Source organism: Phaeobacter gallaeciensis (assembly GCF_001678945.1).
Classification (GTDB): Bacteria; Pseudomonadota; Alphaproteobacteria; order Rhodobacterales; family Rhodobacteraceae; genus Phycobacter; species Phycobacter gallaeciensis_A.
This window is the reverse complement of record NZ_CP015124.1, coordinates 2,482,003-2,501,827: the sequence shown is the minus strand read 5'-3', so window position 1 is coordinate 2,501,827 and position 19,825 is coordinate 2,482,003. Positions and strand designations below refer to the sequence as shown.

Below are 19,825 nucleotides of genomic sequence, written 5' to 3'. Positions count from 1 at the left end.
TTTCGATGATCAATTGCTCAGCCGAGCTGCTGCACCGTCCAGAGGAAGCGGCCAATATTAAACTTGGAAAAGTATCGATCCCCAGCCTGTTCCGCGACCTGCCCGAAGCCGTCATCGTAGCGGATGAAAACCGCCGCATCGTCTGGGCCAACAATGCCGCGTTAAGCATGTTTGGCCACACCATCGATCAGATGGTCGGCCACAGCACCACCATTCTTTACCCCACTGAAGAAGGCTACCTGTCCGCAGGCGCGGCACATTTCAATCCATCCGGATCCGCAGAGCAACATAATTACGAAAGCAACTATTTGCGATCAAATGGAAAAACCTTTTTAGGCGAAACAACAGGCGGCCCAATTCGCGATTCCCGTGGCGTCGTTTTGGGGTATTTCGGTATTACCCGCGACATTTCAAAACCGCGCGCTTTTGACGAATTGCTCGCTAGGCTCTATCGGGTTTCTTCGGATCAAGAGCTTGAGACCAATGAAAAGATCCGTGAAATTCTCAAAATGGGCTGCGCCCATTTTCAAACGGATTCGGCTTTAGTTAGCTGGGTTCACGGCGAAGACTACACCGTGCTCTACAGCTATTCCCAGATCGCGGAAATCGAACGCGGCAGCCGGTTCAAGATCGCCGATTGCTGCTGCGCACGCGCGATGGAGGCCAATGGCCCGATTGCCTGCAGCTCAGCTCAAGAGGTCGGAGACGCACCCCACCCCTGTTACAGTCTGTTTGTTCTTGAAACCTATATCGGGGTACCGTTGGTGGTCGATGGCGAACGGTTCGGCACGGTCAACTTCACCTCATCAGAACCGCGCACGCCCTTTGAGAGCAGCGATCTGGAGCTGATCAAGATGTTTGCGGCCTGGATTGCCCAGCAGCTGAGCATCGAAAAGGCGACAAACCAGTTGATCGAAATCGGCTGATCGCCCGCCCTGCGACACGCAGGCTCGTCAGCCGACACATAGACCGGCTGACGGAACGCAATTCTGTGGATCAGAAATCCAGGTTTTCCACGCTCAGCGCGTTTTTCTGGATGAATTCGCGGCGCGGTTCGACCACATCCCCCATCAGCTTGGTGAACAGATCGTCGGCCTCGACCATGTCGTCCACGCGCACCTGCAACAGGGTGCGGGCGTCCGGGTCCAGCGTGGTTTCCCACAGCTGATCCGGGTTCATCTCGCCCAGCCCCTTGTAGCGCTGCAGCGACAGGCCTTTTTCACCCTCTTCCAGAATCGCCTTCAACAGCTCCAGCGGACCGTGGATCAGCTGGCTGCGCTCTTTGCGTACCAGCGTCGCGGTCTGGCCGTAGATCTCCTGCAAGCTTTGGGTAAAGCTGCCGGTCTTGCGCGCCTCACCCGAACGCAGCATCGGACCATCCAGCGTGCGGACCTCCTCAACGCCGCGCAGGATGCGGGCCAGACGGATACCGTGATCCTGGGTGATGCGGCCCTGCCAGCCCTTTTCATACTCCAGTGCAATCAGGTCGAGCCGCTTGGCAACCCTGTCGGCAACGCCCTGCAGGTCGGCATCCACCGCGCCGGGAACAAACGCACCTGCAACGGCGGCCTGCTCCAGAATATGGCGGGGGTAATGGGTCGGGAAGGCATCGATGACACGACGCAGCTGACGCGCCTCATCCACCACGCGGGCCAGATCCTGCCCGACGATTTCCTCGCCCGATCCCAGCTTCAGAACCGCGCCTTCAACGCCCTGATGGATCAGGTAATCATCCAGCGCCGCCTGATCCTTCAGGTAGACCTCGGATTTGCCACGGGCCACCTTATAAAGCGGCGGCTGGGCGATATAGAGATAGCCGCCCTCGATCAGCTCGGGCATCTGGCGATAGAAGAAGGTCAACAGAAGCGTCCGGATATGGGCGCCGTCCACGTCCGCATCGGTCATGATGACGATCTTGTGGTAGCGCAGTTTGGAGATGTCGAACTCATCCCGGCCAATACCGGTGCCCAGCGCCATCACAAGGTTGCCGATTTCCTGGCTTCCCAGCATCCGGTCGAAGCGCGCGCGCTCCACGTTCAGAATCTTACCGCGCAGGGGCAGGATTGCCTGCGTCTGGCGGTCACGACCCGTCTGAGCAGAACCCCCGGCGGAGTCACCCTCGACGAGGAAGACTTCGGTTTTCGAGGGGTCTTTCTCGGAACAGTCCTTCAGCTTGCCGGCGAGGAAGTTCACATCCATTGCCGTCTTGCGCCGGGTCAGCTCGCGCGCCTTGCGGGCGGCTTCGCGGGCCAGGGCGGCTTCGATGATCTTGCCGACGATTTCCTTGGCCTGGGTCGGGTTTTCCTCGAACCACTCGGCCAGTTTCTCGTTCACCAGACTTTCCACCACCGGGCGAACCTCGGAGGAGACCAGTTTGTCTTTGGTCTGAGAGGAGAACTTGGGATCCGGCACCTTGACCGACAACACACAGGTCAGACCTTCGCGGGCGTCGTCACCGGTGAAAGAGACCTTCTCCTTCTTGGCGATCCCGGAAGATTGCGCGTAGTTGTTGATGGTCCGCGTCAGCGCACCGCGGAAGCCCGCCACATGGGTACCGCCATCGCGCTGGGGAATGTTGTTTGTAAAGGGCAGCACGGTTTCATGGTAGCTGTCGTTCCACCACATCGCCACTTCGACGCCGATGTCGTCCTTTTCACCCACGATATAGATCGGGGCATCCATGACCGGGCTTTTCGACCGGTCGAGATACTTGACGAATTCCTTCACACCGCCTTCGTAGAACAGCTCAGTCTCAAGCCGCTCGGCCGGGCGTTCATCGATCAGGATGATCCGCACACCAGAGTTGAGGAAGGCAAGTTCCCGCAGACGCTTTTCCAGCGTTTCAAAGGAGTATTCGAGGTTCGAGAACGTGTCGGTCGACGCCAGGAAGCGGACCTCGGTGCCGGTACGGTCACCGCAGTCGCCCACGACCTCAAGGTGCTTGGCCGTGTCGCCGCGCTCGAACCGCGCGATGTGCTCCTTGCCATTGCGCCAGATGCGCAGCTCCAGCCAGTCGGACAGGGCGTTCACAACCGAAACACCCACGCCGTGCAGACCGCCAGAGACCTTGTAGGAGTTGCTATCGAATTTGCCGCCCGCGTGCAGCTGAGTCATGATGACCTCGGCCGCCGAGACGCCTTCTTCGGCGTGGATATCCACCGGAATGCCGCGACCGTTGTCGCTGACAGAAACACTGGAATCGGCGTGAATTTTCACCGTCACGGCGTCCGCGTGGCCCGCCAGTGCCTCGTCGATGCCATTGTCGACGACCTCATACACCATATGGTGCAGGCCCGATCCATCGTCGGTGTCCCCGATATACATGCCGGGGCGTTTGCGAACCGCCTCCAAGCCTTTGAGAACTTTGATGGAATCCGCACCGTATTCGGCGGGGGCGTGCTCGTTTCCGGACATTCGCGCGTTCCTGTTTTTGCTTTCAGATTTTATACGCAGTCCGGGGGGGAATGTCACGCGCACGCGCCCCTTTTATTCTTGGATTCAAGCGGCTTTTGCCCCCAGACCGGCGACTTTTTGCAGCCACCCCTCGACCTTCTTGCCCTTGGCATCCGTGGCAGGCGCAAAGGAGGAGAACCGGGTCGGCTTCACACCGACAAAGCCAAGGATCTGGCGGCTGATGATTTTCTTGATCGCATTGCTGTAAATCAGCCTCAGCAGCAGTGGGGGCGTGTCCGATGTCAGCAGCACCCGGGCGGTCTTGCCGGTCAGCATCGGTGCCGGAACTCCCATCATGTTGGGGTTGCGCGTGTCAAACGTCCGACCCGGAAGTAGCGCGCGATCAAAGACGCCTTTCAGCTTGGCCGGGATCGCACCCCACCACAGCGGCGTTGCCACCACCACGTGATCGGCCCACTCCAGATCTGCAAGGAAGGCTTCCAGATCCGGCTCCAGCGGCTTGGGGTTCTTATAACCGCCCTGCCCGTAATCCATGTCGAACTGCATAGCAGAGATATCGTGATAGCGCACCGTGTGACCCTTGGCCTTGGCCGAGGCGGCATAGGTATCGCACAGCGATTTCGACAGCGAGGTTTCACCGGGGTGACCATTCAGGACGATGATTTTCTTGGTGGACATCTGACACTTCCTACAACTAAATTGACCTTGGTCAGTTTATTGACTCAATAAATGACCCTGGTCAATATTTAAATTGACCAGGGTCACATTTTCTTGATGAGGACGCAGATGCCGCGACAGCCCCAGAAACGCCGACTAGAAACCCGTGCCAAACTGCTGGAGGTCACAGCCGAGCTTGTTGCGACCGAAGGTTACAGCGGTCTCAAGGTTGAAGACGTTGTAAACCGCGCAGGCGTGGCCAAGGGCACGCTGTTTTCCCACTTCCGAGACAAGGACGGACTGCTCGCGGTGCTGATCGGGGCCGAGGTGATGCGCCATCTTGACCAGATGGAGGAAAAGGGGGCGCCAGACAGCCGCGAGGCCCTGCTGGAACATATCGCACCCCTGCTGGAGTATGTGGCCGGAGACCGGGTGATCTTTGATCTGCTGCTGCGTTATTCAGGATCCACCGGCACCGAAACGGATGAGGTCGTGACCGAAGGCTTCTACCGCCAGATCGCCATCTGGGGCGGTTGGATCGCGCAGCTGCAACAGGCAGGACTGGTGCGCGACGATTACCCGGCGCAATTCCTGGCCGAAGGCATTCAGGCCTTTCTCAATCAGGTGATCGCGATCTGGTTCTGCATGTCCAGTCCCAACGAACAGACCCCACTGGATGCGCTGCGCCCATTTCTAGAGGCCTGGTTGGCGCCGCAGGCCTGACCCGGGGCCAACAAGGCGTCAGGAAAAGGGAATGATCAGCCCGACGCAGATCAAGAGGCCGCCGGACACCAGGTTGACCTTCTTCAACGCCGATGGCGACGACAGCAACGCCCGCAACCGGTGCACCAGCGCCGCCAGTATCAGGTTACCCATCAGCGGCACCAGAAAGGACAGCGTCACGATCACTGCCACATCCACCTTCGTGACCGCAGACAGATCAAAGAACCCCGGCAGCAGCCCCATGTAGAACAGGATCGCCTTGGGGTTGCCCAGAATAACGGCAATCCCGGCCATGAACCCAGCCCAGGTGCCGGGCCGGAGCAGCGCGCTATTTTCCTGAATGCGCGCGCCCGCGTGGCGGATCAGGGTGATGCCCATGAACAGGAACATCAGGCAGGCGACCCAGCGCAGGACGGTCATGATGCCTGCAAATTCGGACACCAGCCAGGACATGCCCGCCACCGCCACCAGCGGCCACAGAATATCGCCGCAAGCCACTCCCAACGCCAGTGGCCAGGCAGCATGAAACCCGCCGGACACCGCCCGCGCCAGCAGCGCCAGCCAGACCGGACCCGGGGTGAGGAACAGAACGAACAGCCCGCCCGCATAAAGCACCAGATCCCAGATCGACAGGGTCATGACCGCACCTCTACCTTTGATCCGCCTGCGCCCTCGGTGATTTCCAGCATCTGGGCGCGACCACCCATTTCTGCAAACAGCTCTGCCTCGGTCCCTGTCATCCAGGCCTGCGCCCCCAGCGCACAGATCTCATCATAAAGCGCGGCGCGGCGGGCCGCGTCCAGATGCGCTGCGACCTCGTCCAACAACACGATCGGCGGCGCCCCTTCGCGCCCAGCAAGCGCACGGGCATTGGCGAGAATCAGCGACACCAGCAGCGCCTTCTGCTCTCCGGTGGAGCAATCGCGGGCCGGTACGCCCTTGGCCGCATAGGTCCCGATCAGATCGGTGCGATGGGGGCCTACCAGCGTGCGCCCCGCCGCCAGATCACGGAACCGGCTTTCGGCCAGCGCCTCGCGCAGGTCCTCTGCGCTTGCGGGCATGGCGCCTTCGGTCTGGATCAACTCCAGTTCAGCCACGGGAAAGGCGGTTTCGGCGGCCGCCTGCGCCTCTTGCAGCAGCGACACCGCCGCAATCCGCGCGGCGCTGATGCGGTGGCCCGTTTCAGCCATCTGCGTTTCCAGCACCCGGTACCAGGCCGGATCGCGGTTCTGATCTTTCAGCAGGCGGTTGCGTTCGCGCATCGCCTTTTCGTAGGCCAGCGTCGCCTCGGCATGGGAGGGGTCAAAGCTGAGCACGATGCGATCCAGAAACCGGCGACGGCCCTCGGCGGCTTCGATCCACAGGCGGTCCATCGCAGGGATCAGCCAGACCACGCGGCAGATCTGCCCCAGTGCGATCTGGTTGGAGGCCTTGTTGTCGATCCTGACCTGCCGGGCGTTGCCGCCTTCGGACCAGGTTTCCACCTCGTAGGACTGTGTGGGGGCCTGCAGAGTCGCCTTCAATTTCCACCCCAGCGCCTCTGGGCGGCGGGTCATTTCCGCAGCGCTGGCGCGGCGCAGGCCGCGGCCCGGGGAAAACAGCGATACTGCCTCAAGGATATTGGTCTTACCCGCCCCATTTGGCCCGAACAGCGCCACGGGCCGCCCATCCAAATGCAGTTCCGCCCGCAAATGCGAGCGGAAGTGAGACATGGTCAACTCTGTCAGGGCAAGCACTTAGGGCGCCCCTTTCCTGATAGTGAGAACCCTATGCCGGGTCCGTAGCGCCGGATCCGTGCCGTCAGACGCGCATCGGCATGACGACGTAAACCGCGCTTTCGTCATTGCCTTCGCGCATCAGGGTCGGATCGCCGGAGGAGTTGAACAGGAACACCGCGTTTTCCCGGTCCACCTGGCTGGCGATCTCCAAGAGATACTTGGCGTTAAAGCCGATTTCCAGGCGCTCGTCGCTGTAGGCAACCGCCAGCTCTTCCTCGGCTGCGCCGCTGTCGGGCGCGTTGACCGACAGGATCAGGCGATCTTCTTCCAGCTGCAGCTTGACCGCGCGGGAACGTTCCGAAGAGACGGTGGCGACCCGGTCCACAGCCTTGGCGAATTCGGCTGCATCCACTTCCAGACGGCGGGTGTTCCCCACCGGAATGACGCGGGTGTAATCCGGGAAGGTGCCGTCGATTACCTTGGAGGTCAGGGTGATATTCGGCGTGGCAAAGCGGACCTTGGTTTCGGAGACCGAAACGGCGATGTCCATCTCGTCATCGTCCAGCAGCTTGCGCAGCTCACCCACGGTTTTACGCGGCACGATCACGCCCGGCATATCCTCGGCGCCCATCGGCAGCGGCGCATCGATCCGCGCCAGACGGTGACCATCGGTCGCCACGCAGCGCAGTGCCTTGCCGCCTTCGGAGCTGTCGGCCACATGCATGTAGACACCGTTCAGGTAGTAGCGCGTCTCTTCGGTCGAAATCGCAAATTTCGACTTGTCGAACAGGCGACGCAGCATGGCCGCGTTGGCGGTGAAATTCGAATGATACTCGGACGAGGCCATTACCGGGAAATCTTCGCGCGGCAGGGTCGCCAGCGAGAAGTTCGACCGGCCTGCCTCGACCGTCAGGCGGCCTGTGGCGGCATCGGCCGTCAGGGTCACGAGCGCGCCATCGGGCAGTTTGCGCACAATTTCATGCAGGGTGGTCGCAGCCACGGTGGTCGCCCCGGCGCGCTCAACCTGCGCGGGGGCCTTGTCGACCACTTCGATGTCCAGATCGGTGGCGCGGAACTGGGCGGTATCGCCCTCGGCTTCGATCAGCACATTGGCGAGGATCGGAATGGTGTTACGCCGCTCTACGACCGATTGTGCCTGGGCCACAGCCTTGAGAAGCGTGCCGCGTTCGATGCTGATCTTCATGTCCCTTGTCCTTTTTGTCTTGCCTCAGGCAGTGGCCGGGATAAGCAAATTAGCGGTTTACCCCTGCCATACAAGGCTTTTTATCGACTTCTCCAAGGGAAAGGAGGCAGCGTCAAGGGGCCTGTGATCGGCAGGGCGCAGAACACCGTCAAACGTTGCCCGCTGGCATACAAATGGCATCCCGGTCCTGCATGGAAAAACGGCCCCGGATTGCCGGGGCCGCATTGTCACGTCTCGGTCGGATCGCGCTTATGCCTCCAGGGAGCGGCGCAGCATTTCGACGTCTTCGGCGATCTGGCCGTCGGTCGTCTTCAGCTCTTCAATCCGTTTGACACCATGCATCACGGTTGTGTGGTCGCGCCCGCCAAAACGGCGGCCGATTTCCGGCAGCGACCGGCTGGTCAACTGCTTGCACAGATACATCGCCACCTGCCGCGGCCGCGCATAGGAGCGCAGACGCTTGGGGCCGATGATGTCCGACATGCGGATGTTGTAATATTCCGACACCTTGCGCTGGATCTCTTCGACGGTGATTTTACGTTCCGAGGCGCGCAGCACATCGGCCAGACAGTCCTGTGTCAGATCCATGTCGATCTCGCGCCCAACGAGCGAGGCAAAGGCGAAGAGACGAGTCAGAGCGCCTTCGAGAACACGCACGTTGGTCGAGATGCGATGCGCCAGGAATTCAAGCACGCCATCAGCGATTTCAAGGCCCGGATAGGTTTCGCGGTGCTGCTGCACCTTGGTCTGAAGGATGCCGAGACGCAGTTCGTAATCGGTGGGGTGCAGATCCACCACCAGACCACATTGCAGACGCGATTTCACGCGGTCCTCAAGATCCTTGATCTCACCCGGGGCACGGTCCGCCGAAATGATGATCTGCTTGTTCTGGTCCACCAGCGCATTGAAGGTATGGAAGAATTCTTCCTGCGTGGAATCCTTGCCCGCAATGAATTGCACGTCATCCACCATCAGCACGTCGACCGAGCGGAACAGGTGTTTGAAGTCCATCATCTTGCGTTCGCGCAGCGCCTGCACAAAGCGGTACATGAACTGTTCCGCCGACAAGTAGAGCACGTTCAGCTGCGGGTTCTGTTCTTTCAGCTCCCAGGCGATGGCGTGCATCAGGTGGGTTTTACCCAGGCCAACACCGCCATAGAGCACCAGCGGATTGAAAGTCACCGGACCGCCCTCGGCCACGCGGCGCGCAGCGGCATGGGCCAGTTCGTTCGGCTTTCCGACAACAAAGCTGTCAAAGGTGAACCGCGGATCCAGCGGTGCCGCCTGCAAGGCATCCAGCCCGTCACGCGACGACGAAGACGACGCAGCCGCATCCTCGGTCCGCGCAGCAGCGCCTGCCTGAGCAGTACTCGCCTCGGCCATTTCGGCAAAGGGTTCAGCGGCCCGTTCCGTCTGCCGCACCGGGCGGGCAGGTGAGTTGGCAGCCACCTTAAACGCAAGCCGCTGTACCGATTCACCGGACATGCTGAGCTCGTGCAGAATCAGATCTGCAAAGTTCTGGCTGACATAGTTCCCCATGAAGTTCGTCGGCACATGAAAGACCGCGACGCCTTCATCGACCGAACTGAATTCAAGCGGCTCGATCCAGGTGGTGAAATTGTTTTGACCGACTGTCTTGAGCAATCGTTGTCTGAGCTGTCCCCATTTTTCTTCCGTCATGCTACGCCTCACGCGTCCCCAAAAGCAGCGGCCATTTTCGACCTATCGTTTCATCAAGCCTCCCCGTCCGGAGGCGCGTTCACACACAGGACATTCGGTGCGTGCCGGTCAGACCAGACGCAGTACCCATGTCGGGCGGTACGGATCCTGAAACACACACAAAATCCTTCGACCGCCGCACAACACGCGTTGAGTCGATATGCACCAAAATCGAAACAAGACCATGTGCCAGATCATCTGGCACGGCTCTGGTATCAGACCACTGCGATCTGGCATGACCGCAATATATCTGAGCCCTGGAAGTGATCTTAATGCCCGTTAAGATCACCGCGAGCAGCCTGTCCCCCAGCGAGTGAATCGCTGTATTAGTGGTAGCAATTTGTGGGGGGAAGCGGCAACGAAACTATGATGTTGACTCGTGCTTTAGCCGCAAAGAATCTCTCGCGCCTGCAGCACTGGCTTAAGAAGCGATCAAAAAAGAAAGGCACCGCAAATCGCGATGCCTTCCGTAAAAAACCCACCAATGGCAGATTTCAGATTTCTTAAGATTTAACCCAGCGCTTTGACGCGGGCGGCCAGGCGGGACACTTTCCGCGAGGCGGTGTTCTTGTGGTAGACGCCTTTGGTCACGCCGCGCATCAGTTCGGGCTGGGCTGCGCGCAGAGCTGCGGTTGCTGCCTCTTTGTCGCCGGATGCGATTGCTTCTTCAACTTTACGCAGGAAGGTACGGATGCGCGAACGACGGGCTTTGTTTACAGCAAAACGCTTTTCGTTCTGACGGGCGCGTTTTTTTGCCTGGGGCGAATTTGCCATGGTGTCTGACCTTTGTATCGAGTTCGTGTTTTTCAATAGACGCAATGCCAGCCGAACCCGGATCCGACCACCGGTGTGATTCTAGCCTAGGCGGGCTGCACGCGCATGTATGGCGGAGGTCTATACAGAGGCTGCCGAACCTTGGCAAGGCCAATAGACACGAGGCCGGTTTTCAAAAAGAAAGGGCAGGCCGCGCCTGCCCTTTCGCGTTCATATCGGTACGGCTGGCTTACTTGTCCCGGAACTGCGCTTCGCGCTTTTCAAGGAAGGCCGCCATGCCTTCTTTCTGATCTTCGGTGGCGAACATCGAATGGAAGACGCGGCGCTCGAACAGCATGCCTTCGCTCAGCGGCAGCTCGTAAGAGCGGTTCACGGTTTCCTTGACGGCCATCGCGGTCAGCAGGGATTTCTCGGCGATCTTCTGGGCTGCGCCCATCGCTTCTTCGATCAGCTTCTTGCCGGGCACAACGCGCGACACCAGACCGGCGCGCTCAGCTTCTTCGGCGGTCATGAAACGACCGGTCAGGTTCATGTCCATGGATTTGGATTTGCCCACGAAACGCGTCAGACGCTGGGTACCGCCGATACCGGCGATGACGCCGAGGTTGATTTCGGGCTGACCGAACTTGGCCGAATCTGCCGCGATGATGAAATCGCAGAGCATCGCCAGCTCGCAGCCACCGCCCAGCGCATAGCCGGATACCGCGGCAATGATCGGCTTGCGGACGGCCGTGATGCGATCGTTCACAAAAGCAAAGAGATTGGTCGAGAACACCTCGGTGAAGCTCATCGAAGACATCTCTTTGATGTCGGCGCCTGCGGCAAATGCCTTTTCCGAACCGGTCAGAACGATGCAGCGCACCTTATCGCTGGCGTCGGCCTCTTCCAGGGCGGCGCAGAGTTCAGTCAGCAGCTCTTGATTGAGCGCGTTCAACGCTTCGGGTCGGTTCAGCTTGATGAGGCAAACGTGGTCCTTCACTTCGACGTTGATCGTCTCATAGGCCATGGGTATCGCTTTCGATTGTTCCGTTCAGAAACGAGTCATTATCACGAGACATATCTCGTTCAAGCTATCTTTGGCACTTGCCACAGTAGAAAGACGATCGCCCGGATTGGGTGATTCTCGCAATGGTTCCGCCGCATCCCTCCCGCCGACACGGCTCTCCCTCGCGGCCGTAGACATCAAAGGTATGCTGAAAATATCCAAGTTCTCCATTGGCTTGTCGGAAATCTTTCAGCGAGGAGCCACCGGCGCGAATGGCATCTTCCAACACGGTGCGGATGATCGGCACCAGCGCCGCCACGCGCGGCGCGGCAATCTGCCCTGCCTTTCTTTTGGGCGAGATCCCGGCTCGGAACAGCGTTTCGCAGACGTAGATATTGCCCAGACCGGCGATGATTCCCTGATCCAGAAGCGCCGATTTCACCGGCGTGTTGCGTCCTTTGAAGGCAGCGGTCAGGTGATCTTCGTGGAAATCATTGCCAAGCGGCTCAGGCCCCAGCACCGACAGCAGCTTGTGCTGCTCTGCCGTGGAGGTCTCCAAGAGATCCATCGCCCCAAACCGGCGCGGGTCGTTGAAGGTGATGCGCGCGCCATTGTCCATGTCCAGCACCACATGGTCGTGCTTCTGGGCCTGCGGATGTTCATGCACGAAACGCCCCAGCGGATCCCCCGACACCGTCATGCGGCCCGACATGCCCAGATGCACCAGCAGGGTCTCCCCCGTATCGAGGTCGGCCAGGATGTATTTCGACCGGCGTCTCAGTGCATTGACCCGGGCTCCGGTCAACCTCTCCGCCATGCGATCGGGGAAGGGCCAGCGCAGATCCGGGCGGTTCACTGCGGCCCGCGTTATCACCGCGCCTTCCATTGCAGGCGCCAAACCTTGGCGCACCGTCTCGACCTCTGGCAATTCTGGCATTACATCGCTCCTGACACTTTAGATGCATGGGCCGCATTGTGCCCGACCGCAAGCGCCCTATAACTGGGACGAACCTAGGAAAACGGCAAGCCGCATGAGCGATACAAACGACACCACAACCCATTTCGGCTTTGAAACCGTTCCCGAGCGGGAAAAGGCGGGCCGCGTGCAGGGCGTCTTCAACTCTGTTGCCTCGAAATACGACGTGATGAACGACGTGATGAGCGTCGGCATCCACCGCATCTGGAAGGATGCGATGATGGACTGGCTGGCGCCGCGCCCCGGTCAGCGTCTTCTGGACGTGGCAGGCGGCACCGGCGACATTTCCTTCCGCTTCCTGAAACGCGCCGGGCACGGGCATTCCACCGTGCTGGACCTGACCCAGCCAATGCTGGAGGAAGGCCGTATGCGCGCAGAAGCCGCCCAGATGGCCGACAGCCTGGATTGGGTCACAGGCGATGCCATGGCGCTGCCGTTCAAGGACAATACCTTTGACGTCTACACGATCTCCTTCGGGATCCGGAACGTCACCCGCCCGCAAAAGGCACTGGAGGAGGCCTACCGCGTGTTGAAACCCGGTGGCCGCCTGATGGTGCTGGAATTCTCGCAGCTCCCGAATGACGGCATGCAGAAGCTTTATGATCTATACAGCTTCAACGTCATCCCCCGGATGGGCAAGCTGATCGCCAATGACTACGACAGCTATCAGTATCTGGTCGAATCGATCCGCAAATTCCCCGACCAAGAGACCTTCCTGCAAATGGTGAAGGACGCCGGGTTCGCAAACGCCAAATACCGCAACCTGTCGCTGGGCATCGCGGCGCTGCACTCCGGCTGGAAGATCTGATCCATGCGCGGTCCCCACAACATTATCCGCCTGATCCGCACCGGCGCCACGCTGGAGCGTACCGGCGCCATGAACGTGGTTCTGGATGCCTTCGAGGCGCCCAAACCCCTGCGCATTCTGGCCCATACCCTGGGTTGGCCGTTCAAGTGGCTGGGCTACAAGGGCGATCCCAAGATGCCGCCCGCCACACGCGCCCTAACCGCACTGGGGCCCGCCTACATCAAGTTCGGACAGGTCCTGTCCACCCGCCCCGATGTGGTGGGTGAGGATCTGGCTCAGCAGTTGCGCGTCCTGCAGGACAAGCTGCCCCCCTTCCCACGCGAAGTTGCGATGGCCGAAGTGGCAAAGGAGCTGAGCCGCCCGGTGGATGAGGTCTTTTCCGAGTTCAGCGAACCCATCGCAGCCGCCTCGATTGCGCAGGTACACCGTGCGCGACTGGCTGATAGCGGCGAATTTGTCGCCGTAAAGGTGCTGCGCCCCGGCATCGAGCGCGCCTTCAAGAAGGACGTGGACGCCTTCTATTTCGCGGCCCGCATCGTGGATCTCTTTGCCCCCGGCGCGCGGCGCCTGCGCCCCATCGATGTGATCGAGCATTTCGACGGCGTGGTTCAGGGCGAGTTGGACCTGCGCCTGGAAAGTGCTGCAGCCTCGGAATTTGCCGCCAATACCGGCCAGGACGAAGGGTTCACCCTGCCGCAGGTGCAGTGGAACCATTCGGCGCGCCGGGTGATGACGCTGGGCTGGGCCGACGGGGTGCCGCTGGGTGACAATGACGCCATCGATGCGGCGGGCCACGACAGGCAGGTACTGGGCGCACGGGTGCTGACCCTGTTCCTGCAACACGCCCTGCGCGATGGCTTCTTCCACGCCGACATGCACCAAGGCAACCTGAAGGTCGCCGCCAATGGCGATATCATCGCCTATGATTTCGGGATCATGGGGCACATCGACGAATACACCCGCCGGGTTTACGCCGAAATCCTGTTCGGCTTCATCAAGCGCGATTACAAACGTGTCGCCGAGGTGCATTTCGAAGCCGGCTATGTCCCCGCCGACCGAGACGTGGATGAATTCGCCCGCGCCCTGCGCGCGGTAGGCGAGCCGATCTTTGGCATGGATGCCAGCCATATCTCCATGGGCCGCCTGCTGAATTATCTGTTCGAGGTGACCGAGCGGTTCGGCATGGAAACCCGAACCGAGCTGATCCTTTTGCAACGCACCATGGTCGTTGTTGAAGGTGTCGCCCGTTCGCTGGATCCTCATATCAACATCTGGGAAGCCGCCCGTCCCGTGGTCGAGGATTACATCAAGAAATCCATCGGCCCGCGCGCGGTGGCGTCGGATCTGCTCAGCACTGCCCGGGTGATGGCTCGCTTTGGCCCGCGCCTGCCCGCGCTGGTGGAACGAGCGCTTGTCGCGCAGGTGCAGGACACAGAGGCGCACCCGCGCAGTTCCTGGGGCTGGCTTGCTCCGGCGATGATCGGAGCCGGTGCAGGTGGTCTGTGTGTGGGGCTGTTGGCGCTTGTTCTCTGAACACGGTCGGCTCCGGAAAGTCACGCAAAAAGCCGAAACCATAGGGCCGTGAAGATGCCCACAATCCGCAGCTGGTCGAAAATCAGAGGGGGGCGTCGACCCAAACCGTCAAGTGTTTTCGCTTTCCGTCCTTGGCCTGAAGCGAAACGGCTCCCACCCCCTCGCTGAACCTAGAACCGCAGCCGACCATAAATGGCGCTGCGCGACCAGATGAGCTGGAGTAGTTGCCTTTGCAACGGAATTCGACCTCCCCCAGCGCATAAATCGGATATGCGGCTTGAGGTCTATTAAGTTCCCTGACAGCAACATTCGCCGGACCAATGTCCAGAACCAGTTGCTTACCGTAGTGAGAAAAAAGCTTCGCTTGCGCTCTTTTTCCGCCACTGCAGGGGATAAAACCATCGTGGACGTCAGCTCCGCGAAAATACGGGATCTCTCCTGAACAAATAACCGTTCTTCTTGAAGTCCGGAATTCAGCTTCAGGCGTTCCTTCGAAACTTGGCGAGAGAACCTTTCCATCACCAGTCGTGACAAGAACGGGTTGAACAGTGTTCTCTTGGTTTCTACCCAACTGCGCTGTAGCCGCTACTGGGTAGACCAAAGGGGCGACCAGAACATTTGACGCAGTCAATCCCGCTGCGCCAGCAGTCTCTTGGTCACAACCGACACAGAGGGACGCCGCGAACATCGATAAAGCCCTCAAAACACTGTTCGAAAGTGCACCTATCAAAACACCGCTCCATCGCGTCCACCGGACTCGGAGACTAGGCGCGCCAAATGGTTTTGTAGTTGAGGTAAATCAATATCAGCAGAAACGACCAAAAGCAGCACAGCAGTATTTGCAGGCTGACCGCGGCAAGCAAGAACAAGGTCTCCCGCGCGGATTTGCCCTCCTGTTGGAGGTCTGCCCCCTGAAACCCGGCGCGCGTGGACCTGCCACGCGCGCCAGTTATCGCTTATCAGAGACGTTCAATCGCCAGGGCGATGCCCTGACCGCCGCCGATGCACATGGTGATCAGCCCCAGCTTGCCGCCAGTGCGCTCCAGTTCATACAGCGTCTTGATGGTGATCAACGCGCCGGTGGCGCCAACCGGGTGGCCCAGTGCGATGGCGCCGCCATTCGGGTTCACCTTGGCCGGATCAAGTCCCAGTTCCTTGTTCACAGCCAGCGCCTGCGCGGCAAAGGCTTCGTTGGACTCGATCACGTCGAAATCGCTCGCCTTCAGACCGGTTTTCTTCAACAGGTTCTGCACCGCGGGCACCGGGCCGATGCCCATCACCTCGGGGCGCACACCGGCATGGGCGTATCCGACGACCCGCGCCTTGGGCGTGAGACCCGCCTTTTCAGCCGCCTCGGCCCGCGCCAGAACCAGCGCCGCTGCACCATCATTGATGCCCGAGGCGTTGCCCGCGGTCACACGGCCATCCTTCTGGAACACCGGACGCAGACCGGCCAGCGCCTCCATCGAGGTTGCCTTGGGGTGTTCGTCCACCTCGAACGGCACCATGTCGCGCTTGACCTTGACCTCAACCGGCACGATCTGGCTGGCGAAATGCCCCGCCTCGATCGCAGCTGCCGCGCGGGTCTGGCTGGTCATCGCGAATTCATCCATCTGCTCGCGGGTGACGCCGTGTTCATCCGCCACGTTTTCCGCCGTGACCCCCATGTGGCCGGTGCCAAAGGGGCAGCTGAGCGCGCCCAGCATCATGTCCAGCGATTTCACATCGCCCATCTTCTGACCCCAGCGCGCCGACGGCGTGATGAAAGGGCTGCGCGACATGTTCTCGGCGCCGCCGGTCAGGGCGTAATCCGCATCCCCCAGCATCAGCGACTGGATACCCGACACGATGGCCTGCGCACCCGATCCGCACAGGCGGTTCACGTTCATCGCCGGGGTGCCGTTGGGAATGCCTGCCTGCATTGCTGCGACACGGGACAGGTACATATCGCGCGGTTCAGTGTTGATCACATGGCCAAAGACCACGTGGCCGATCTGTTCCGGGGCCACGCCCGAACGCTCCAGCGCCGCCTTGGAAGCCACGGTGGCCAGGTCGATGGGGGCGGTGTTGGCCAAAGCGCCACCAAAGGTGCCAATGGCGGTCCGGGCGCCGTCCAGGATCACGATATCGGTCATTTTTCTCTCCTCACGAGTCAGTTGCGCGCATTATGCAGATGCAGCATCCGCTGTCTTGTCAAACGTACCGTCATTGACAAATCAAGACGCAAACCGCACGGTTCCGTTATGCCGGAAAACACAGACGATATCCTGACATTACTGCCATCGCGCCTGAAAGAGGCCCGCCGCGCCAAGGGCCTAAGCCTAGAAGCCGTGGCGAACCTGTCGGGCGTCTCGCGCTCCATGGTCAGCCAGATTGAGCGCGGTGAATCCAGCCCCACGATTGCGACCTTATGGAACCTGACGCGCGCCTTGCAGGTGGATTTTGCCGGGCTGCTGGACGCCGCTGACAAGGCGGACCGGATCGAGGTGCTGCGCGACGGTGATGTGCCCACCATCGACAATATGGGGCAAGGCTGCCGGATCCGCATCCTCTCCCCGCCCGAGGACGCAGGCGGGCACGAGGTTTACGATATCCTGCTTGATGCGGGCGGCGCGCTGGACAGCCAGCCGCACGGGCGCGGCACGGCCGAGCATCTGACGGTGCTGGAGGGCGATATCACGGTCACATCGGGCAGCGCGCATATGCGCCTACACACAGGGGATACCGCGCGCTATGCCGCCGATATCCCCCACAACATCACCGCACCAGATAGCGCTGCGCGGGTCTTTCTGATCGTCAAAAACGGCTGAGCCCGATCCGAAGCCGATCCTGTTGGCCTGTCGCACATGCGGCAGGCACGCCCCTGCCCGCCCCACGGCGGACGCTGAGCACATCGATGCCATCCGGTCATTAGATTTCAATATCGTCTCACTCCAGAATTCCAGTTTTACGGATATTTTTCCGTCATTAAGAATTTCCCCTATTTGGGAATCAAATCCGCTATGGTAGACGCACTTCCGACGTAGAAGGAGATTCCCCATGTCCAATGCCTTTTTGACAGATATCGCCAAGACCCTGGACGCGATCGAAGCCGAAGGTCTGACCAAGCGGGAACGAATGATCACCTCCCCACAGGGGGGCGAAATCACGGTGGGCGACCGCGAGGTCATCAACCTCTGCGCCAACAACTATCTGGGACTGGCGGATCACCCCGATCTGATCTCCGCCGCCTGCAATGTCATGGATGACAAGGGGTTCGGTATGGCCTCGGTCCGGTTTATCTGCGGCACGCAGGACATCCACCGCGAGTTGGAGCAGAAGCTGGCAAAGTTCCTGAACAAGGATGACGCCATCCTCTTTGCCGCCTGTTTTGATGCCAATGGCGGGCTGTTCGAACCCCTGCTCGGCCCCGAGGATGCCATCATCTCGGACAGCCTCAACCATGCCTCGATCATCGACGGGGTGCGCCTGTGCAAGGCGAAACGCTATCGCTACCTCAACAGTGACATGAATGATCTGGAGGCCTGGCTAAAACAAGCCCGCGAGGACGGCGCGCGCCATATCATGATCGCCACCGATGGCGTCTTTTCGATGGATGGCTACCTGGCCAAACTGCCCGAAATCCGCGCGCTCGCGGACAAATACGACGCCGTGGTGATGGTGGACGATTGTCACGCCACGGGGTTTATGGGGCCGAATGGCGCCGGGACACCGGACCATTTCGGTGTCGATGTGGACATTCTGACGGGAACTTTGGGCAAAGCACTTGGGGGGGCCATCGGCGGTTATATCGCCGGGCCGCAGCCAGTGATCGACCTGCTGCGGCAGCGGGCGCGGCCCTATCTGTTCTCCAATTCGCTGCCGCCCTCCATCGTTGCTGCCGGGATCGAGGCGCTGAACCTTGTCGAACAGGGCGCGGATCTGCGCGCACGCCTGTTCGAGAATACCCGGTTCTGGCGCGCGGGGCTGGAACGCCTAGGCTTTGATCTATTGCCGGGCGAGCATCCCATTGTGCCGGTGATGCTGGGCGAGGCGCAGCTGGCGCAGGACATGGCGGCGCAGCTTTTTGACGAAGGCGTCTATGTCTCTGGCTTCTTCTTCCCGGTGGTGCCGCGCGGCCAGGCGCGTATCCGCACCCAGATGAACGCGGCCCTGACGCGCGAAGAACTGACCCGCGCCCTTGCCGCCTTTGGCAAGGTGGGCAAATCGCTGGGAGTGATCTCATGACACGGCCTGACAGGATACCGAACACCATGAAGGCCCTGGAAAAATCCAGACCCGAAGAGGGGCTCTGGATGGTGGACGCACCGGTGCCCGAGATCGGCGCGGATGATGTGCTGATCAAGATCAACAAGACCGGCATCTGCGGCACCGATCTGCATATCTGGAACTGGGACGACTGGGCCCAGCGCACTGTGCCCGTCCCGCTGATCACCGGGCATGAGTTCGCCGGGGAGATCGTCGAGCTTGGCAGCAACGTGACGGATCTGAAGATTGGTCAACGCTGCTCGGGCGAAGGGCATCTGATCGGTCATCACTCGCGCCAGTGGCGGGCTGGCAAGTTCCATCTGGATCCCGAAACCCGCGGCATCGGCGTCAACGAACAGGGTGCCTTTGCCGAGTATCTGCGCCTGCCCGCCTTTAACGTGGTGCCTTTGCCGGATGAAATCCCGGATGACATCGGCGCGATTCTGGACCCTCTGGGTAATGCGGTTCACACCGCGCTCAGCTTTGATCTGGTGGGGGAGGACGTGCTGATCACCGGCGCCGGACCTATCGGCATCATGGCCGCAGCGGTTGCCCGCCACGTTGGTGCGCGCCATGTGGCGATCACCGATGTGAACCCAGCGCGGCTGGCCCTTGCCGAAAAGGTCGCGGATGTCCGTGCCGTGAACGTGGCTCAGGAAGACTTGCAAGACGTCATCGCGGAACTGGGCATGACCCAGGGCTTTGATGTCGGGCTTGAGATGTCAGGAAACCAATCCGCGCTTGATCAGATGATCGAAGCACTGGTGATGGGCGGCAAGATCGCGCTTCTTGGCATTCCGCCCGGAAAATCCCCGGTCGACTGGAGCCGTATCGTCTTCAAGGCGATCACCCTGAAAGGGGTCTACGGGCGCGAGATTTTCGAGACCTGGTACAAGATGATCGCCATGCTGCAAAACGGCCTCGATATCTCGGAAATCATCACAAACCGATTCGGAATAGATTCGTTCAAAGATGGGTTTTCCACCATGAAATCCGGTCAGTGCGGCAAGGTGATTCTAGACTGGACCTGACCAAACGGCGCGGACAGAACAACGCCCAAAATTAT

The 19,825-nt window shown here is 60.3% G+C and carries 17 protein-coding genes; 7 read left to right on the top strand and 10 right to left on the bottom strand.

The genetic code is table 11. From position 1 onward, the window contains the following. The first annotated feature begins 5 nt into the window (after positions 1–5). Positions 6–926 carry a GAF domain-containing protein gene (locus tag JL2886_RS11935; protein WP_065272207.1) on the top strand — a complete coding sequence of 307 codons (921 nt, stop codon included), beginning with the start codon at positions 6–8 and terminating at the stop codon, positions 924–926. Positions 927–996: 70 nt separating this feature from the next. Here JL2886_RS11935 and gyrB read toward each other — a convergent pair whose 3' ends face one another. Further along, the gene (gyrB, locus tag JL2886_RS11930; RefSeq protein WP_065272206.1) at positions 997–3,414 is read right to left on the bottom strand and encodes a DNA topoisomerase (ATP-hydrolyzing) subunit B; all 2,418 of its coding nucleotides are present in this window, start codon (positions 3,412–3,414) and stop codon (positions 997–999) included. Positions 3,415–3,498: 84 nt separating this feature from the next. After that, on the bottom strand, positions 3,499–4,092 hold the full coding sequence (locus JL2886_RS11925) for an NAD(P)H-dependent oxidoreductase (protein ID WP_065272205.1): 594 nt from the start codon (positions 4,090–4,092) through the stop codon (positions 3,499–3,501). A 108-nt stretch (positions 4,093–4,200) separates the two neighbouring features. Between JL2886_RS11925 and JL2886_RS11920 the strand changes: the two genes are divergently transcribed. Then, the gene (locus JL2886_RS11920; RefSeq protein ID WP_065272204.1) at positions 4,201–4,794 is read left to right on the top strand and encodes a TetR/AcrR family transcriptional regulator; all 594 of its coding nucleotides are present in this window, start codon (positions 4,201–4,203) and stop codon (positions 4,792–4,794) included. An 18-nt stretch (positions 4,795–4,812) separates the two neighbouring features. Here the strand turns inward: JL2886_RS11920 and JL2886_RS11915 are convergent, their stop codons facing one another. From JL2886_RS11915 to mutM, 7 genes are all read right to left on the bottom strand, one after another. Then, positions 4,813–5,433, bottom strand: a complete 621-nt coding sequence (locus tag JL2886_RS11915; RefSeq protein WP_065272203.1) for a LysE family translocator — start codon at positions 5,431–5,433, stop codon at positions 4,813–4,815. Next, positions 5,430–6,530, bottom strand: coding sequence for a DNA replication/repair protein RecF (recF, locus tag JL2886_RS11910; RefSeq protein WP_065272202.1), 1,101 nt, complete (start codon positions 6,528–6,530; stop codon positions 5,430–5,432). Before recF ends, JL2886_RS11915 begins: the two co-directional genes overlap by 4 nt. A 64-nt stretch (positions 6,531–6,594) precedes the next feature. Beyond that, complete coding sequence (gene dnaN / locus JL2886_RS11905) at positions 6,595–7,716, bottom strand: DNA polymerase III subunit beta (protein WP_065272201.1); 1,122 nt, start codon at positions 7,714–7,716, stop codon at positions 6,595–6,597. Between the two features lie 249 nt (positions 7,717–7,965). Beyond that, a complete protein-coding gene (gene dnaA, locus JL2886_RS11900; protein ID WP_065272200.1) occupies positions 7,966–9,396 on the bottom strand; it encodes a chromosomal replication initiator protein DnaA in 1,431 nt (476 codons plus the stop codon). Positions 9,397–9,945: 549 nt separating this feature from the next. Then, positions 9,946–10,209 (bottom strand): 30S ribosomal protein S20, encoded by a 264-nt coding sequence (gene rpsT, locus JL2886_RS11895; RefSeq protein ID WP_065272199.1) that lies wholly within the window; start codon positions 10,207–10,209, stop codon positions 9,946–9,948. Positions 10,210–10,438: 229 nt separating this feature from the next. Beyond that, positions 10,439–11,215 (bottom strand): enoyl-CoA hydratase, encoded by a 777-nt coding sequence (locus tag JL2886_RS11890; protein ID WP_065272198.1) that lies wholly within the window; start codon positions 11,213–11,215, stop codon positions 10,439–10,441. 64 nt (positions 11,216–11,279) lie between these two features. Then, complete coding sequence (mutM, locus tag JL2886_RS11885; protein ID WP_065272197.1) at positions 11,280–12,131, bottom strand: bifunctional DNA-formamidopyrimidine glycosylase/DNA-(apurinic or apyrimidinic site) lyase; 852 nt, start codon at positions 12,129–12,131, stop codon at positions 11,280–11,282. Positions 12,132–12,225: 94 nt separating this feature from the next. On the opposite strand from mutM, the gene ubiE reads away from it, so the two are divergent. Both ubiE and ubiB read left to right on the top strand, forming a co-directional pair. Then, positions 12,226–12,978 carry a bifunctional demethylmenaquinone methyltransferase/2-methoxy-6-polyprenyl-1,4-benzoquinol methylase UbiE gene (gene ubiE / locus JL2886_RS11880; protein WP_065272196.1) on the top strand — a complete coding sequence of 251 codons (753 nt, stop codon included), beginning with the start codon at positions 12,226–12,228 and terminating at the stop codon, positions 12,976–12,978. 3 nt (positions 12,979–12,981) lie between these two features. Next, a complete protein-coding gene (ubiB, locus tag JL2886_RS11875; RefSeq protein ID WP_065272195.1) occupies positions 12,982–14,511 on the top strand; it encodes a 2-polyprenylphenol 6-hydroxylase in 1,530 nt (509 codons plus the stop codon). A 959-nt stretch (positions 14,512–15,470) separates the two neighbouring features. Here ubiB and JL2886_RS11870 read toward each other — a convergent pair. Next, on the bottom strand, positions 15,471–16,646 hold the full coding sequence (locus tag JL2886_RS11870; RefSeq protein ID WP_065272194.1) for an acetyl-CoA C-acyltransferase family protein: 1,176 nt from the start codon (positions 16,644–16,646) through the stop codon (positions 15,471–15,473). A 108-nt stretch (positions 16,647–16,754) separates the two neighbouring features. Between JL2886_RS11870 and JL2886_RS11865 the strand changes: the two genes are divergently transcribed. From JL2886_RS11865 to tdh, 3 genes are all read left to right on the top strand, one after another. Further along, positions 16,755–17,321 (top strand): helix-turn-helix domain-containing protein, encoded by a 567-nt coding sequence (locus JL2886_RS11865; protein ID WP_065272193.1) that lies wholly within the window; start codon positions 16,755–16,757, stop codon positions 17,319–17,321. Between the two features lie 229 nt (positions 17,322–17,550). Continuing rightward, positions 17,551–18,738 carry a glycine C-acetyltransferase gene (locus tag JL2886_RS11860; RefSeq protein ID WP_065272192.1) on the top strand — a complete coding sequence of 396 codons (1,188 nt, stop codon included), beginning with the start codon at positions 17,551–17,553 and terminating at the stop codon, positions 18,736–18,738. Continuing rightward, positions 18,735–19,790 (top strand): L-threonine 3-dehydrogenase, encoded by a 1,056-nt coding sequence (gene tdh / locus JL2886_RS11855; protein WP_065272191.1) that lies wholly within the window; start codon positions 18,735–18,737, stop codon positions 19,788–19,790. The genes JL2886_RS11860 and tdh overlap by 4 nt, the downstream gene beginning before the upstream one ends. Positions 19,791–19,825 lie beyond the last annotated feature (35 nt).

What these genes read in the sequence shown, in the direction of transcription:
- JL2886_RS11870 (WP_065272194.1), bottom strand. Translation starts at nt 16,646, where the DNA reads ATGACCGATATCGTGATCCTGGACGGCGCCCGGACCGCCATTGGCACC.
- ubiB (WP_065272195.1), top strand. Translation starts at nt 12,982, where the DNA reads ATGCGCGGTCCCCACAACATTATCCGCCTGATCCGCACCGGCGCCACG.
- JL2886_RS11935 (WP_065272207.1), top strand. Translation starts at nt 6, where the DNA reads ATGATCAATTGCTCAGCCGAGCTGCTGCACCGTCCAGAGGAAGCGGCC.
- mutM (WP_065272197.1), bottom strand. Translation starts at nt 12,131, where the DNA reads ATGCCAGAATTGCCAGAGGTCGAGACGGTGCGCCAAGGTTTGGCGCCT.
- tdh (WP_065272191.1), top strand. Translation starts at nt 18,735, where the DNA reads ATGACACGGCCTGACAGGATACCGAACACCATGAAGGCCCTGGAAAAA.
- JL2886_RS11890 (WP_065272198.1), bottom strand. Translation starts at nt 11,215, where the DNA reads ATGGCCTATGAGACGATCAACGTCGAAGTGAAGGACCACGTTTGCCTC.
- JL2886_RS11860 (WP_065272192.1), top strand. Translation starts at nt 17,551, where the DNA reads ATGTCCAATGCCTTTTTGACAGATATCGCCAAGACCCTGGACGCGATC.
- rpsT (WP_065272199.1), bottom strand. Translation starts at nt 10,209, where the DNA reads ATGGCAAATTCGCCCCAGGCAAAAAAACGCGCCCGTCAGAACGAAAAG.
- JL2886_RS11925 (WP_065272205.1), bottom strand. Translation starts at nt 4,092, where the DNA reads ATGTCCACCAAGAAAATCATCGTCCTGAATGGTCACCCCGGTGAAACC.
- gyrB (WP_065272206.1), bottom strand. Translation starts at nt 3,414, where the DNA reads ATGTCCGGAAACGAGCACGCCCCCGCCGAATACGGTGCGGATTCCATC.
- dnaA (WP_065272200.1), bottom strand. Translation starts at nt 9,396, where the DNA reads ATGACGGAAGAAAAATGGGGACAGCTCAGACAACGATTGCTCAAGACA.
- JL2886_RS11865 (WP_065272193.1), top strand. Translation starts at nt 16,755, where the DNA reads ATGCCGGAAAACACAGACGATATCCTGACATTACTGCCATCGCGCCTG.
- dnaN (WP_065272201.1), bottom strand. Translation starts at nt 7,716, where the DNA reads ATGAAGATCAGCATCGAACGCGGCACGCTTCTCAAGGCTGTGGCCCAG.
- JL2886_RS11915 (WP_065272203.1), bottom strand. Translation starts at nt 5,433, where the DNA reads ATGACCCTGTCGATCTGGGATCTGGTGCTTTATGCGGGCGGGCTGTTC.
- ubiE (WP_065272196.1), top strand. Translation starts at nt 12,226, where the DNA reads ATGAGCGATACAAACGACACCACAACCCATTTCGGCTTTGAAACCGTT.
- JL2886_RS11920 (WP_065272204.1), top strand. Translation starts at nt 4,201, where the DNA reads ATGCCGCGACAGCCCCAGAAACGCCGACTAGAAACCCGTGCCAAACTG.